Below are 13,906 nucleotides of genomic sequence, written 5' to 3' on the forward strand. Positions count from 1 at the left end.
GTGCCGGGGGGGTTATTCTTCTCCCGGCCCGAGGATATCTTCGCTGTGCTCCCCCAGTCGAGGGGCAGGGCGGTGATCATGCCGCGCCGGCGTTGCCGAGAATCGTATCGGCGGGCGTGTCGTCCAGATCGCACCTTCGGTTGGGTGATCAATCTGTTGAAAGAACCCGGTCGCGGCAAGATGGGGATCGTTCGGCAAATCCGACAGGTTGCGCACCGGCATGGCGGGTATGTCGGCATTCTCCATCAGGGCAAGCCAGTCATCTGTTGTCCGAGTTAGGGCAATCTGCGCCACCATATCGTATACAGCGCCGATGTTGCGGCTACGGGTGTCCATGTCAGTGACCCAGACGTGGTCGATCATGTCATCGCGCCCGACCGCCTTGAAGAACCGCGCCCATTGTACGTTGGTGTAGGGCAGAATTGTGATATATCCATCTGCCGTCTTAACCGGACGCCTATGCGGAACCAGCATCCGGGCATAGCCGAAATCCTGCGGGGTCTCTTCGAAGGTGGCACCATCCAGATGTTCGGCCAGCAGGAAGGCGGCCAGCGTCTCAAACATCGGCACCTCGACATGCTGGGCTTCTCCCGTACGCTCGCGGTGGAACAGGGCTCCCATCACGGCATAGGCGGCCGTCACGCCGCCAAGCTTGTCGGCTAGAATCGTAGGGGCATATGCGGGCGGCGCTTCGGGATCGCGCAATGTTGCCAGGCTAGCTAACCCGGAAACCGACTGGACGGCATCGTCGAACGCGGGTCGGGCGGCATAGGGTCCGTCCTGCCCGAATCCAGTGGCAGATACCGTGATCAGGTTCGGATTTTCCTGGCGTAGGGTTTCGGGATCGAGAGACAATCTGGCTAGCGCCGCAGGCCGTATGCTTGAAATCATCACGTCGGCATCGATAAGCAGCTTGCGCAATCGATCCCGACCGGTCTGCGTCTTCAGATCGAGTACGACACTGCGCTTGTTACGGTTGGTACCCAGAAAAGCGGCGCCCATCAGTTTGTTGCGTGATGGCTGGACCTGGCGAAGAAGATCGCCCTCTGGGCCTTCCACCTTGATCACATCGGCCCCCAGATCGCCCAGCATTTGCGTCGCCAAAGGTCCGAAAACGACCGAAGTCAGATCCACGATCTTCACGCCTTGAAGGATCGCGGGTTTTTTCTCAGCGGTCATTTAGTTGCCCAACCTTTTTTTGAACGAGGGTAGAACTCGGCGCGAAGGGCTTTGCCTTCCGCATCGAAGGCCGGGCAGGGGCCCAGTGTCGTTTCGCCGACGCTGCGCCGGATCGGGGGTGTCGGGACCTTGATCTCGCCGGAGGGTGTGCCAATCACGGACCGGTCAAGCTGAGGGTGATCGGACAGGGTCGCCACGTCGTTCACGGCCCCGGAGGCAATGCCCGCAGCGTCAAGCCGCTTCAGCATCTCGGCGCGGTCATGAGAGGAGAACACGGCCTTGATGAGCGCTTCGAGCGCGGGCTTGTTTTCAATTCGCGCCGTGTTGTCGTGAAACCGGGGGTCGGTTGCCAGAGGCGCGTCGCCCAGTATGTGTTCACAGAACCGTTGCCATTCGCCGCTGTGCTGCACGGTAATGACGACAAGCTGACCGTCCTTGCACGCATAGGCCCCGTACGGGCAGATGACCGTGTGGTTCAGTCCGACACGGGGTGTCGGCTTGCCAAGGTAATCGTGATATAGCAGCGGAACCGACATCCAGTCGGCCATCACGTCAAACATTGCCACCGAAACACCGCTGCCCTTGCCGGTGCGATCACGCCCGACAAGTGCTTCGCAAATTCCGGCATGGGCTGTCATACCGGTGGCAATATCGCAGACGGAAACGCCAACCCGCCCCGGTCCGTCCGCCGTGCCGGTCACCGATGCCAGACCGCTTTCGCATTGCACCAGAAGATCATAGGCCTTGGCATTGCGCATCGGACCGTCCTCACCGTATCCGGTGATGTCGCAGGTCACGAGACGCGGGAACCTCTCTCGCAGCGTGGCGGAATCGAGCCCAAGCTTGACCAGCGCGCCCGGCAGCAGGTTTTGAATAAACACATCCGCGTTTTCCAGCATCCTGAGCAGGATTTCCCGGTCCTCGCCGGCTTTAATATCCAGGGCGACCGATTCTTTCCCTCGGTTCAGCCATGTGAAATAGGCGCTTTCACCATTGGCGGCGGTATCGTAGGCGCGGGCGAAATCGCCTGTGCCCTTGCGTTCGATCTTGATCACGCGCGCGCCGGCATCGGCCAGTCGCGAGGAGCAAAAAGGCGCGGCGACTGCCTGTTCCAGCGCAACTATGAGTTTGCCAGAAAGGGGGGCTAAATCTGAACCTGACATGAGTTTCCCGAAAATGTTCCAAAGAGGTTGACTAAATCTAACATTTGTTAGATTTATTATCAATACGCTTAACCAGAGACTGGATTACTTGAAGGAGAACGCCGGTGCCGGACGCCAAAGGACCAGACCAGATTTTCCAGGGCGCGCTGACAAAGGGAGAGATCCTGCTGCCAAAGTGCGAAGACTGCGGGGCCTATCATTTTTTCCCGCGAGTCCTGTGTCCCCATTGTCATGGCGCCGCGATTTCATGGAAGCAGGCCACCGGCAAGGGACGGGTCCACACCACAACCGTCGTGCGCCGAAAGCCCGAATGGGGAGGTGACTACAATGTGTGCGTTGTCGAACTGGACGAGGGCGTTCGGATGATGAGCCGGGTCGAGGGCATTGCTCCAGGTGAGGTCGCCATCGACATGGCTGTAACCGCTTTCGTGGGCGAGGCCGAGGGCGCTCCGGCCGTGCTTTTCAAGCCATCGGAGGGATAAGATATGACCGCTGAACTTCGGGGAAAATCCGCCATCGTGGGAACCGGTCATGCCGGTTTTGGAGAGGCCCATGGTCTGACGGCATATGATGTCATGGCGCAGTCCGCACTTGCAGCGCTTGGCGATGCCGGGCTGAATCTGTCCGACGTCGATGGGCTTTTCTGCACCATGATGGAAGACAGCATGCCGGCGCTTATGGCGGCTGAGTATCTGGGCATTCAGCCGCGTTTCATTGATGGCACGATGTCGGGTGGATCATCCTTCGTGAATTATCTGACGTCAGCGACCATGGCGCTTGATGCCGGCCTGTGTGATGTCGCCCTGATTGTTTATGGCTCCAACCAGCGCACCGCGTCGGGCAGACTGGTGACCGCCTCGCGCCCGCCGGCCTATGAGGCGCCGTACAATCCGCGCTATCCGATCTCGGCATATGCGATGGCCGCGGCGCGGCACATGCATGAATACGGCACCACCCGCGAACAACTGGCCGACGTGGCCGTTGCCGCGCGGGCCTGGGCGCACCACAATCCCGAAGCGTTCGAGCGCGGCCCGCTGACCCGCGAGGACGTGTTGGGCGCGCGCATGGTGGGCGATCCGTTGACCGTGCGCGATTGTTGTCTTGTCACCGACGGCGGCGGTGCGATTGTTCTGGTACGCGCGGACCGCGCCCGGGATTTCCCAAAGGCGCCTGTCTATGTGCTGGGCAGTGCTGCGGAAAGCTCGCACCGGCAGATTTCGCAGATGAAAGAATTCACCGTGACCGCCGCCCGCGACTCAGGCGCGCGCGCCTTTGCGGCGGCCGGAGTGACCGCTGCGGACATCCAGGCGATCGAGCTTTATGATGCCTTCACCATCAATACCATCCTGTTTCTTGAAGATCTGGGGTTCTGCGCCAAGGGCGAGGGCGGGGCCTTCGTTGAAGGCGGGCGCATCGCGCCTGGCGGCGTCTTGCCGGTGAACACGAATGGCGGGGGCCTGTCCTGCGTGCACCCCGGGATGTACGGAATCTTCACCGTGATCGAGGCTGCGCGTCAGATCCGTGGCGACGCGCCGGGCATTCAGTTGAAGGATGTCGACCTGGCGCTGGCGCATGGCAACGGCGGTGTGCTGTCCAGTCAGGTCACGGCGATACTTGGATCGCAAAACACGCTCTGACGGCAATTAAGGGAGGAAAGTAAATGCCATTGGATTTTGATGCACTGTCGAACTGGGACTTTGAGGAAATCGAACAGACACTGACCGAGCGGGATACCATCCTGTATGCGCTCGGCCTTGGGTTCGGCGAGGATCCGACCGACAAAAAGGAACTGGCCTATGTCTATGAGGACGGGCTTAAGGCGGTGCCCGCAATGGCTGTCACTTTGGGGTATCCGGGCTTCTGGCTGCGCGATCCCAAGACCGGTGTGAACTGGCAGCAAGTGCTACATGGCGAACAGTGGCTGGATATCTACAAGCCGCTGCCGACCCATGGCCGGATTGTCGGCCGCAGCAAGATCGACTTCATCGCCGACAAGGGCGAGGGCAAGGGAGCCGTCATTTACCAAAGCCGCGATATTATCGACGCGGACAGCGGTGAAAAACTGGCGCGCGTGGCGATGTCGGCTTTCTGTCGCGGTGATGGGGGGTTCGGCGGTGAAAACCAGGCAGGTCCGGCACCCGCAGTGCTGCCTGACCGGGCGCCTGATCACATATGTGATATCGATACCCTGCCCCGCCAGGCGCTCATTTATCGTCTCAGCGGTGATTTCAATCCGCTTCACGCTGACCCGGATGTGGCCCGTTCTGCCGGGTTCGACCGCCCGATCCTGCATGGTCTGGCGACCTATGGGCTGGCGGCCCGGGCGATCCTCAAGTCGGTGCTGGATTACGACGCCGCCCGGCTTGTCGGTCTGGATGTTCGGTTCTCGGCTCCGGTCTATCCCGGCGAAACCGTGCGGTTCGAAATCTGGGAAGAGGACGGCGAGGCCCGGTTTCGCGCGTCGGTCCCGGCACGCGACGTCGTTGTTCTGAACAATGGTGTCGCGCGCTTCGCGTGAGGAGCAGAAGATGACTCAACCGCTCAAGGATATTCTGGTGTTGGATTTCAGCACCCTTCTTCCCGGTCCGATGGCAACGCTCATGCTTTCCGAGGCCGGCGCCGAAGTTGTCAAGTTCGAACGGCCCGGGGTTGGTGAGGACGCGCGCCACACGGAACCCATGATCGACGGAGAGAGCATCGGATTTGCTGTGTTGAACCACGGCAAGCGATCGGTGGCCATCGACCTCAAATCAAGGGGCGCAGTGAATCTTCTGCGCCCCTTGATCGAGAAGGCCGATGTTCTGGTAGAGCAGTTCCGTCCCGGCGTGATGGGCCGGCTCGGTCTTGGTTATGAAGCTGTGCGCGAGATCAATCCCGGTCTCATCTATTGTTCGATCACCGGCTATGGCCAGACCGGACCAAAGGCCAGCGCCGCTGGCCACGACCTTAACTACGTCGGTGATGCGGGTATCCTGTCGCTGAGCCGCGGACCGGATGACCAACCAACGGCACCGTTCGGGCTGGTCGCCGATATCGGAGGCGGAACCTATCCGGCGGTGATGAATATCCTGCTGGCCCTGATTGCGCAGCAGGCAAGCGGGCAGGGGACGCATCTGGATATCGCCATGTCCGAGGGGGCGTTCGCCTTTGCCTATTGGGCCCATGCCGAAGGTGTGATCGCCGGGCAAAACATCGAAAGCGGTGGCAGCCGCCTGACGGGCGGCCTAGCCCGGTATCGGCTGTATACGGCTGCGGATGGACGTCAGATCGCCGTGGGTGCGCTGGAAGAAAAGTTCTGGCAATCCTTCTGCGATGTCATCGGCCTACCGCCGGAGCTTCGCGATGACTGGTCCGATCCCGACACTTGTGCCGCGGAAGTTGCACGTCGTCTGGGGAAACAGCCCTCGACCCATTGGGAGCCTTTGCTGGCGGCGGCCGATTGTTGCTGTTCGGTCGTAAAAACGCCCGCCGAGGCGTCGCGTGACCCGCATTTCAAAGTGCGTGACGTTTTTGGGCGAACCCTGAGCATATCCGGCCAGAATGCGCCCGCATTGCCGCTACCAATTGCGCCGGAGTTCCGGTCTCCGGCCAACTCGTTCGGAGTTGCGGCCGCCTTGGGAGAAGACAATGCGCGTTACGGGCTGGACGCGCCGGACACAGATTAAACCCCGTTGACGTGCTGGTGGTGAATCACTATTCTAACAATTGTTAGAAAAATGGAGAGATCCAATGGCCGAGTCCGATGACCACCTGCCTGCAGAAGCCGAGCGCTATGTCATGCCGTCGCACTATGTCGAAAGCGACAGCCTCGAAGTGCAGGAGTTTGCGACAGCGGCTTTGCGCGATCTTTCGCTGGATGCAACCAAGCGGGACAAGGCGATCCGTCTGTTTGAAGCGGTTCGCGACGACATTCGTTACGACCCATATTGTTTTGCGCTGGATGAAGATTCTTACCGTGCCAGCCGGATCGCAGGGGCAGAAGCGGCATTTTGCGTTCCCAAGGCGATCCTGCTTGCGGCCTGTTTGCGTGCTGTGGGTATCCCCGCCGCACTTGGGTTTGCCGATGTGCGCAACCACCTGAACACCCCTAAGCTGCAGGAGTTGATGGGAACTGACCTATTCATCTATCACGGCTACGTTCAACTGTGGCTGGATGGTGAGCCCTACAAAGTAACACCTGCATTTAACATGGAGCTGTGTGAAAGATTCGGGGTCAAACCACTGGTCTTCGACGGCTATCACGATGCGCTGTTCCACGAGTTCGATGAGCTGGACCACCGGCACATGGAATATGTAAACGATCGGGGACTCTATTTCGACGCGCCCATGGACGAATTCTTAGTGGCCTTCAAGGAAACCTATCCGAAGCTGGAAGAATTCAACCGCGTACGAATTTCCAGGGATGCCAACGGATATGATTCCGGTTTCGCAAAGGAGGGTGCTTCTTGAAGTATCTGGAGGATTTCGCGCCGGGCCAAGTCTATCACTTTCGCAGTGCCCCGATGAGCGCAGACTCGATAAAGGCATTTGCCGAGGAATGGGATCCGCAGCGGCTCCACACCGACGAAGCCTATGCGGCCACCATTCACGGCAGCCTGATTGCCTCGGGCTTTCAGACGATGCTGGAGGCATTCAAGCCCGTCATGACCGAAATGATGGTCGATGTTGCCAATATCGGTGGCATGGGCTTTGACAATCTGCGCTGGCTGCGGCCGGTGCGCCCGAACGAACCCCTTGATGTCGAACTGACAGTCAACGCGGTCACGCCTTCAAGAAGCAAGCCCGACAGAGGTGTTTTGCACTATACGCTCAGCGCCAAAAACCCCGAGGGCGAGGTCGTTTTTTCGACCGACACCCCCGTGATGATCCAGCGAAAACAAAATGACACAGACTGATACAGTTTCCAGCGAACAAGAAGACCTTCGCCTGTTGCGCGAAAGCGCGCGCACCCTGTTCGAGCGCGCGGGCGGAAGTGGAAGAGCCCGAAAACTCCGTGATGCCGGGGGCAGTTTCGACCCGAATATGGTCCGGGAACTGGCCGAGGCCGGCGTTTTCGGCGTGGCGGTGCCCGAAGAGCAGGGGGGTCTTGGCATGGGCCTGGCCGCCGGGGGCGTTATCGCAGAAGAGGCCGGTCGCGTGATTGCACCGGAACCGGTCGTGTTGACGATCGGTCTGAGTCTCGGCCTTCTGCGTCGCCTTTGCCCGGAACATCCGAAGATGGCGCAGCTCATCGGCGGCGAGGTTTCACTGGCGGTTGCCTGGCAGGAACGTGGCCCGGGCGGGGCGCCCGCCGATGCGACCTGCCGATACGCGGACGGGCGGCTAACCGGAAACAAGGCTTGGGTGGTCGGTGCGACCGGATCGCAAGGGTTCCTCGTCGTGGCCGAACAAGATGGTGGACCGGTTCTAGTCTTGGCCGAGGCCACCGCGGACGGGGTTGTCATCGACAAGCGGGCGCAGGCCGACGGCAGTTCCCTGGGCGAGCTTTCGTTTTCAGGAACACTGGCCGCGGAACTGGCTAGCGGCGACGCGGTTCAGGCTGCGCTTGCCGAGGCTGTCGCCGATGCAACGGCGCTTGCCGCGGCCGAGCTTGTCGGCCTGAGCGAGTGCGCCTTCGAGATTACGCTCGAGTACATCAAGACGCGCGAGCAGTTCGACAAGCCGATCGGGTCATTCCAGGTCATCCAGCATCGTGCTGTCGACCTCAACGTGATGTGCGAGGTTGCACAGGCGGGCGTCCGCGAAGTTCTGGCGCTGATGGACCGTGAAACCGATCAGAAGGTTCGGGCACAGCTTGCCAGCCGTGCCAAGGCGCGTGCGGTTACGACCGCCAAAAGGATTACCCGCGACGCAGTTCAGTTGCACGGGGCGGTCGGTTACACCGATGATTTCGATATCGGGCTCTACCTGAATCGGGCGCTGGTGCTGTCGGCCTGGTTGGGCGACGACGCCTATCACAGGCGGATTTGGTTCGATGCACGCGAAGCAGAGGGGGCAGCACAATGACCGACTGGAACGCAATGAGCGATGCGGACTTCCGCAAAGAAGTGCGCCAGTTCTTCGAGGCGGAATATCCCGAGGAGCTGCGCCACCTGCCGCATCGTCCCAAATTCGCCGAGATCGAACATTGGCACCGCAAGCTGCACGCCAAGGGCTGGGTCGCGCCGGCCTGGCCTGCGGAATACGGCGGCATGGGGCTAAACGCCGCCAAGCTTCTGATTTTCTACGAGGAGCAGCAACGCTGGGGCGTTAATCGTGGCCGCGACATGGGCGTGCAGATGGTCGGCCCGCTGATTATCAAGTTTGGCACCCAGGAACAGAAAGACTATTGGCTGCCGCGTATCCTGAGTTGTGAAGACATCTGGTGTCAGGGCTATTCGGAACCCGGTGCCGGGTCCGATTTGGCCAACCTGCGCACACGCGCAGAGATTGATGGCGACGACTTTGTCATCAACGGACAGAAGATTTGGACCACGATGGCGCATGATGCCACGCACATCTTCATGCTGGTGCGCACCGATCCGGACGCGCCCAAGAAACAACAGGGCATCAGTTTCTTACTCGCTCCGATGGAACAGCCAGGTGTCGATGTGCGCACGATCACTACTCTTTCGGGGGAAACGGAGTTTTGCGAGGTCTTCTTCGACAATGCCCGTACGCCCAGTGAAAACCTCGTGGGCGAGTTGAACAAGGGCTGGACGATGGCCAAGGCGCTTCTGAGTTTCGAGCGCATCTTCATCGGCTCACCAAGCCTGGCCCAGAACGCACTGGGGCAACTGGAAAGCTTTGCCCGGGGCCGTGGCGCTTTCGATGATCCGGTGTTCCGCGACCGCTTTGCCCAAGCCGCACTCGATGTTGAAGATCACGCCGCGCTATACGCCCGTTTTGCCGATCAGCTCAAGCGAGGTGAAACGCTCGGCGCGGATGTCTCGATGCTCAAAATCTGGGTGACTGAGTGCTTTCAGCGCATTACCGAGCTTATGATCGAAGCTGCCGGCCCCGACGGCGGCACCATCGGGCCACTTCAGGTCGGCAACGTAAGTGTCGATGTCCTTGCGAGCTTTTATAAGGCCAGGCCGACCACGATCTACGGTGGGTCGAACGAAATCCAACGAAACATTCTGTCCAAGGCCGTCCTCGGACTGCCTGGCTGAACCCATACTCATACCCACACCCTACGGAGGAAAAGAACTATGTCGGAGCGCTATGCAAAGTACGACAAACTGAAATTTGACTACCCGGCGGATCGCGTCCTGCGCATCACTTTTGACCGCCCTGAGTCCTTTAATTCCGTGGACGCGGAAACCCATACCCAGATGACGGACATGTGGATCGATATCGACCGTGATCCCGACATCAACGCGGTCATTGTAACCGGCGCGGGAAAGGCGTTTTCCGCCGGCGGTGATTTTAGCTTGATTGAAAAAATGATCGGCGACTCGCACGAGATCATGAAGACTTGGAAAGAGGCCAAGGACCTTGTCTACAACATCATCAACTGCAACAAACCCATCATTTCCGCGATCAACGGACCTGCGGCCGGTGCCGGTCTTGTGGTTGCCATCCTCGCCGACATCTCGATTGCCGGGAAGAAGGCCAAGATTGTCGATGGTCACCCGCGCCTGGGTGTTGCCGCTGGCGATGTCGCGGCGATCATCTGGCCGCTGCTGACCTCGATGGCCAAGGCGAAATACTATCTGATGACTTGTAAGCCGGTTTCGGGCGAAGAGGCCGAGCGCATCGGCCTTGTCTCAATGTGCGTCGAAGATGACGAGTTGCAACAGATCGCTTTGGACACGGCCGTCGAGCTGGCCAACGGCTCGCAAAGCGCGATCCGCTGGACCAAGTATTCGCTGAACAACTGGCTGCGCCAGGCTGGCCCGATCTTCGATGCGTCGACCGCGCTGGAGATGCTCGGCTTCATGAGCGAGGACGTCAAGGAAGGCGTTCTGTCACACCGGGAGAAGCGCGCGCCGAACTTCCGCAAGGACTGCCCGCTTTAACGCCTGATTGGACGAGGAGGCATGGAAATGTCTGAAGATATCTACCAAGATATAGCTCAAGCCTATGCCGCTGCGGCCGAAAAGGCTCCTGGCCTGAAATCGCGATTTGCGGCTGCCGGGTTCGACCCGGCAGCTGTGGCGTCATTGGCGGACCTGTCGCGTCTGCCAGTGATGAAGAAGGAAGAGCTCCTGAGGATTCAGCGTGACAATCCGCCCTTCGGCGGGTTCCTCGCATCGGATCTGAAAGATGTCGGACGGATCTACGTGTCCCCTGGCCCGATCTTCGAACCGGCGCTTTCGGGCGGCGGCGGGCATGGTCTGGACCTGTTGTTCAAAGCGGCCGGAGTGGGCAGCGGAGACATCATCCTGAATACCTGGATGTATCACCTGGTGCCGGCGGGGCTGTTGTTCGACGAAGCGGCGCAGGCGGCGGGCGCGACAGTGATCCCCGGCGGCGTCGGCAATACCGAGCTTCAGGCACAGATCATCGTCGAAACCGGCGTGACTTCGATCTGCGCTTCGACCGCGTTTTTCCTGACGCTGGCAGACAAGGTAATCGAAACCTATGGCCGCGACGCCTGGAAGGTGAAAACGGCCTTCCTCGGCGGTGAGATGGGCGATTGGATGGCCAAGCGCCGCCGGATCGAGGCCGACTATGGCGTCTCCACCTGGGCTGCCTATGCCACGGCCGATCTGGGCCTTGTCGCCTATGAGGATGGCGGCGAAGGCTATGTGGTTCATCCCGACCGCGTGGTGCAGATCTGCGATCCGGTCAGTGGCGAACAGGTCGCTCACGGGGAACCGGGCGAGGTTGTTGTGACCGCGCGCGATGCCACCTGGCCGATGATCCGGTTCGGCACCGGCGACAGCGCCTTTGCGCTGGAAAGCAACGCGGATGGCACCGTCAGCCGGATTTCCGCACTGCAGGGCCGGGTCGGCGCAGCGGTCAAAGTGCGCGAGATATTCGTTTACCCGCGCGTGATCGAAGAAGTTGTCATCGGTACGCCCGGCGCAAAGGCCGCGCAGGCCATGGTAACGCGCGAGAACGATCGCGACATGATCCGCCTCTCGCTTGTGCTGGAAGGCGGTGCCGACGCTTCTGCCGCGGAAACAGCCGCCGTCGAAACCTTCAAACTGCATGCGCGAATTCGCGCCGACGAGGTGAGCATCGTTTCGGAACTACCCGAGAATGCAGAACTGATCGTCAACCAAAAAGACGTCTGAGATCGCGTCTCGATCTTCGGCGGCAACCGCAGAAACAGATGGGCGGCCGGGTGACCGGCCGCCCTCTTTCGTCAGGAACAGAGCGCATCTTTGGCGGCCTGGTATTCCCGGTCGAGACGGTCGACGTAGTCCGCCGTGGTCATCACCTCTTTCACCGCTCCGATCCCCTGACCGCTGCCCCAGATGTCACGCCACGCCTTGGGGCGAATGTCGCCGGTGGCCAGATCGAGTTTGTTGCCGATCCCGGCCAGGTTGTCAGGATCGAGACCGACCGCCCGCACCGACGGTTTCAGATAGTTGGCACTCACGCCGCTGAAATAGTTGGTATACACAATATCATCGGCCCCGCCGTCGACGATCATCTGCTTGTAATCCTCCGACGCCACCGCCTCGGTCATGGCAATGAAGGGAGATCCGATATAACCAAAATCCGCGCCCATGGCCTGTGCCGCCAGAATGGCACGCCCGGTCGCGATGGACCCGGACAGGGCAAGCGGACCGTCGAACCATTCCCGGATTTCCTGAACCAGCGCAAAGGGTGACAAGGCACCGGTGTGGCCGCCCGCGCCGGCGCAGACCGCGATCAGGCCGTCGGCGCCCTTGTCGATTGCTTTGCTGGCGTATTTGTTGTTGATCACGTCGTGCAGTACAATGCCGCCGCAGTCATGCGCCGCCTGGTTGACGTCTTCTCGTGCGCCCATTGATGTGATCCAGACCGGCACTTTCCAGCGCGCACATATTTCGACGTCCCGCTCAATCCGATCATTCGAACGATGGACGATCTGGTTGACCGCGAATGGCGCGGCGGGCCGATCGGGATTGGCCTGATTGTGCGCGTCAAGCTCTTCGGTGATGCGCTTGAGCCAGGCTTCGAGCAGTGGTGGCTCCCCTTCGGACTCGCGTGCGTTCAGCGCCGGAAAGCTGCCGATAACGCCGGCCTTGCACTGGGCGATGACAAGATCCGGCCCGGACACCAGGAACATGGGCGAGCAGATCACGGGCAGGCGGAAGCGGCCGAGAGGGGTGTCGGAGTACATGGTCCTGTCCTTTTTACGTCCACAACGGCGCACGCAGGGGCCGCTTCCGGCGCGATAGTCCATGAATCGCCAGTCCGAAACAATCCTGTCTGCCGACCCCAACGGACATTGCGCAGGCAAGGCGCCGTGTTCAGAACGCGTTCAACCCGGTCAGGTTCCGGCCGATGACCAGCTTCTGAATCTCGGTGGTCCCGTCCGGGATCGGCATGATTTTTGCGTTGCGGAAGTGCCGTTCGACCGGGAACTCTCTGGTAATGCCATTGCCGCCATGGATTTGCACCGCTTTTCCGGCGATCTCTACCGCCATCTCTGTCGCATACCATTTCGCCATCGAGGTCTGGGTGTCGCAACGCACGCCCAGATCCAGAAGTTGCAGCCCGCGCTGGCACAACAGGCGCGCTGCATCCAGATGCGTGGCCATGTCGGCCAGGTAGCCCTGGATCAACTGGTGCCCGCCGATCGGCTTGCCGTGCTGTTCGCGTTCCTGCGCATATTTGACGGCACATTCCAGTGCCGCCTGGGCAATGCCAATGCTGGTCAGGCCGACAAACACGCGTGCGCTTTCAAACAGCTTCAAAGTCTGGAACAGGCCCCCGCCTGCATTACCGAGAACATGTTCGGCGGTGGTTTCGGCCCGGTCGAAAAACAATTCGCAGGTCGATGCACCAACAAGCCCCAGCTTGCGCAATTCGCGGCTTTCGTATCCGCCGGTGTCACGGTCGACGATGACCATGGAAATACCGTCGTCCAGATTGCAGACAACGATGGCGAAATCCGACTGGGCCCCGTTGGAAATCCAGAGCTTCTGGCCGGTGACGAAAATCTTGTCGCCCTCGCGGTCTGCGCGGGTCTTGACCTCGCGCACGTTCGAGCCGACCTCTGGTTCGGAAATACACGTGGCACAGATCCGTTCGCTGCGCAGGAGCGGCTTCAGATAGGCTTCTTTCTGCGCCGCATTTCCCAGAAGGTTGACCGCAAACACGGCGTGGCCTTGGATCAGGACCGCAATTGCCAGATCTGCCCATATCCGGGCCAGTTCCTCGTAAAGGATGCCATAGGTCATGCGGTCGATTCCGGCACCGCCGTCTTCCTCGGGGATCAGGCCGCTGATCAGCCCGAATTCCTCGACCTTGGCGAACAGGGACTTCAGCGTTTTCGCATCGGGCGGGTGTCCGAGGTCTTCGTATTTCTCGGCCAGCGGAGCGAACTCTGCCTCGGCCATCTTGCGGAAGTTCTCCAGCAACATGCGTTGCTCGTCTGTATAGATTGCCTGAGCGGCGGCGATCACGTTTTCCATAAT

General features: G+C 60.3%; 14 protein-coding genes. 10 read left to right on the forward strand and 4 right to left on the reverse strand.

The features are described from left to right. Positions 1-12 precede the first annotated feature (12 nt). Positions 13-1,179, reverse strand: a complete 1,167-nt coding sequence (locus QO231_RS12485) for a CaiB/BaiF CoA transferase family protein (RefSeq protein ID WP_101657236.1) — start codon at positions 1,177-1,179, stop codon at positions 13-15. Then, positions 1,176-2,342: a CaiB/BaiF CoA transferase family protein gene (locus QO231_RS12490; RefSeq protein ID WP_027238729.1), complete on the reverse strand. Its 1,167-nt coding sequence runs from the start codon at positions 2,340-2,342 to the stop codon at positions 1,176-1,178. The genes QO231_RS12485 and QO231_RS12490 overlap by 4 nt, the downstream gene beginning before the upstream one ends. A gap of 104 nt (positions 2,343-2,446) precedes the next feature. Between QO231_RS12490 and QO231_RS12495 the strand changes: the two genes are divergently transcribed. The 10 genes from QO231_RS12495 (at position 2,447) to QO231_RS12540 (ending at position 11,569) form a co-directional block, all read left to right on the forward strand. Continuing rightward, positions 2,447-2,824, forward strand: coding sequence for a Zn-ribbon domain-containing OB-fold protein (locus tag QO231_RS12495; RefSeq protein ID WP_111368635.1), 378 nt, complete (start codon positions 2,447-2,449; stop codon positions 2,822-2,824). A gap of 3 nt (positions 2,825-2,827) precedes the next feature. Next, a complete protein-coding gene (locus QO231_RS12500) occupies positions 2,828-3,979 on the forward strand; it encodes a thiolase (protein ID WP_111368634.1) in 1,152 nt (383 codons plus the stop codon). 23 nt (positions 3,980-4,002) lie between these two features. Next, entirely contained in the window at positions 4,003-4,860 is an 858-nt protein-coding gene (locus tag QO231_RS12505) for a MaoC/PaaZ C-terminal domain-containing protein (RefSeq protein WP_188078293.1), read from the forward strand. A 10-nt stretch (positions 4,861-4,870) separates the two neighbouring features. Further along, positions 4,871-6,007: a CaiB/BaiF CoA transferase family protein gene (locus QO231_RS12510; protein WP_111368650.1), complete on the forward strand. Its 1,137-nt coding sequence runs from the start codon at positions 4,871-4,873 to the stop codon at positions 6,005-6,007. Between the two features lie 64 nt (positions 6,008-6,071). After that, positions 6,072-6,791, forward strand: coding sequence for a transglutaminase-like domain-containing protein (locus QO231_RS12515; RefSeq protein ID WP_111368633.1), 720 nt, complete (start codon positions 6,072-6,074; stop codon positions 6,789-6,791). After that, positions 6,788-7,237, forward strand: coding sequence for a MaoC family dehydratase (locus QO231_RS12520; protein ID WP_111368632.1), 450 nt, complete (start codon positions 6,788-6,790; stop codon positions 7,235-7,237). Before QO231_RS12515 ends, QO231_RS12520 begins: the two co-directional genes overlap by 4 nt. Then, positions 7,224-8,348 (forward strand): acyl-CoA dehydrogenase family protein, encoded by a 1,125-nt coding sequence (locus QO231_RS12525; protein WP_316776720.1) that lies wholly within the window; start codon positions 7,224-7,226, stop codon positions 8,346-8,348. The genes QO231_RS12520 and QO231_RS12525 overlap by 14 nt, the downstream gene beginning before the upstream one ends. Then, on the forward strand, positions 8,345-9,496 hold the full coding sequence (locus QO231_RS12530; RefSeq protein WP_111368630.1) for an acyl-CoA dehydrogenase family protein: 1,152 nt from the start codon (positions 8,345-8,347) through the stop codon (positions 9,494-9,496). Before QO231_RS12525 ends, QO231_RS12530 begins: the two co-directional genes overlap by 4 nt. Before the next feature lie 39 nt (positions 9,497-9,535). After that, positions 9,536-10,345, forward strand: a complete 810-nt coding sequence (locus tag QO231_RS12535) for an enoyl-CoA hydratase/isomerase family protein (protein ID WP_111368629.1) — start codon at positions 9,536-9,538, stop codon at positions 10,343-10,345. Positions 10,346-10,372: 27 nt separating this feature from the next. Further along, a complete protein-coding gene (locus QO231_RS12540; RefSeq protein ID WP_246156677.1) occupies positions 10,373-11,569 on the forward strand; it encodes a phenylacetate--CoA ligase family protein in 1,197 nt (398 codons plus the stop codon). A 71-nt stretch (positions 11,570-11,640) separates the two neighbouring features. Here QO231_RS12540 and QO231_RS12545 read toward each other — a convergent pair whose 3' ends face one another. Beyond that, positions 11,641-12,606 carry an NAD(P)H-dependent flavin oxidoreductase gene (locus tag QO231_RS12545; RefSeq protein ID WP_111368627.1) on the reverse strand — a complete coding sequence of 322 codons (966 nt, stop codon included), beginning with the start codon at positions 12,604-12,606 and terminating at the stop codon, positions 11,641-11,643. A gap of 130 nt (positions 12,607-12,736) precedes the next feature. Further along, positions 12,737-13,903, reverse strand: a complete 1,167-nt coding sequence (locus tag QO231_RS12550; protein ID WP_111368626.1) for an acyl-CoA dehydrogenase family protein — start codon at positions 13,901-13,903, stop codon at positions 12,737-12,739. Positions 13,904-13,906 lie beyond the last annotated feature (3 nt).

This window comes from Sedimentitalea todarodis, from assembly GCF_032595355.1.
GTDB lineage: Bacteria > Pseudomonadota > Alphaproteobacteria > Rhodobacterales > Rhodobacteraceae > Sedimentitalea > Sedimentitalea todarodis.

Bases quoted from the DNA above. Each gene is read 5' to 3' on its own strand.
- QO231_RS12540 (WP_246156677.1), top strand. From the start codon at position 10,373: ATGTCTGAAGATATCTACCAAGATATAGCTCAAGCCTATGCCGCTGCG.
- QO231_RS12545 (WP_111368627.1), bottom strand. From the start codon at position 12,606: ATGTACTCCGACACCCCTCTCGGCCGCTTCCGCCTGCCCGTGATCTGC.
- QO231_RS12515 (WP_111368633.1), top strand. From the start codon at position 6,072: ATGGCCGAGTCCGATGACCACCTGCCTGCAGAAGCCGAGCGCTATGTC.
- QO231_RS12505 (WP_188078293.1), top strand. From the start codon at position 4,003: ATGCCATTGGATTTTGATGCACTGTCGAACTGGGACTTTGAGGAAATC.
- QO231_RS12550 (WP_111368626.1), bottom strand. From the start codon at position 13,903: ATGGAAAACGTGATCGCCGCCGCTCAGGCAATCTATACAGACGAGCAA.
- QO231_RS12485 (WP_101657236.1), bottom strand. From the start codon at position 1,179: ATGACCGCTGAGAAAAAACCCGCGATCCTTCAAGGCGTGAAGATCGTG.
- QO231_RS12490 (WP_027238729.1), bottom strand. From the start codon at position 2,342: ATGTCAGGTTCAGATTTAGCCCCCCTTTCTGGCAAACTCATAGTTGCG.
- QO231_RS12500 (WP_111368634.1), top strand. From the start codon at position 2,828: ATGACCGCTGAACTTCGGGGAAAATCCGCCATCGTGGGAACCGGTCAT.
- QO231_RS12510 (WP_111368650.1), top strand. From the start codon at position 4,871: ATGACTCAACCGCTCAAGGATATTCTGGTGTTGGATTTCAGCACCCTT.
- QO231_RS12530 (WP_111368630.1), top strand. From the start codon at position 8,345: ATGACCGACTGGAACGCAATGAGCGATGCGGACTTCCGCAAAGAAGTG.
- QO231_RS12535 (WP_111368629.1), top strand. From the start codon at position 9,536: ATGTCGGAGCGCTATGCAAAGTACGACAAACTGAAATTTGACTACCCG.
- QO231_RS12525 (WP_316776720.1), top strand. From the start codon at position 7,224: ATGACACAGACTGATACAGTTTCCAGCGAACAAGAAGACCTTCGCCTG.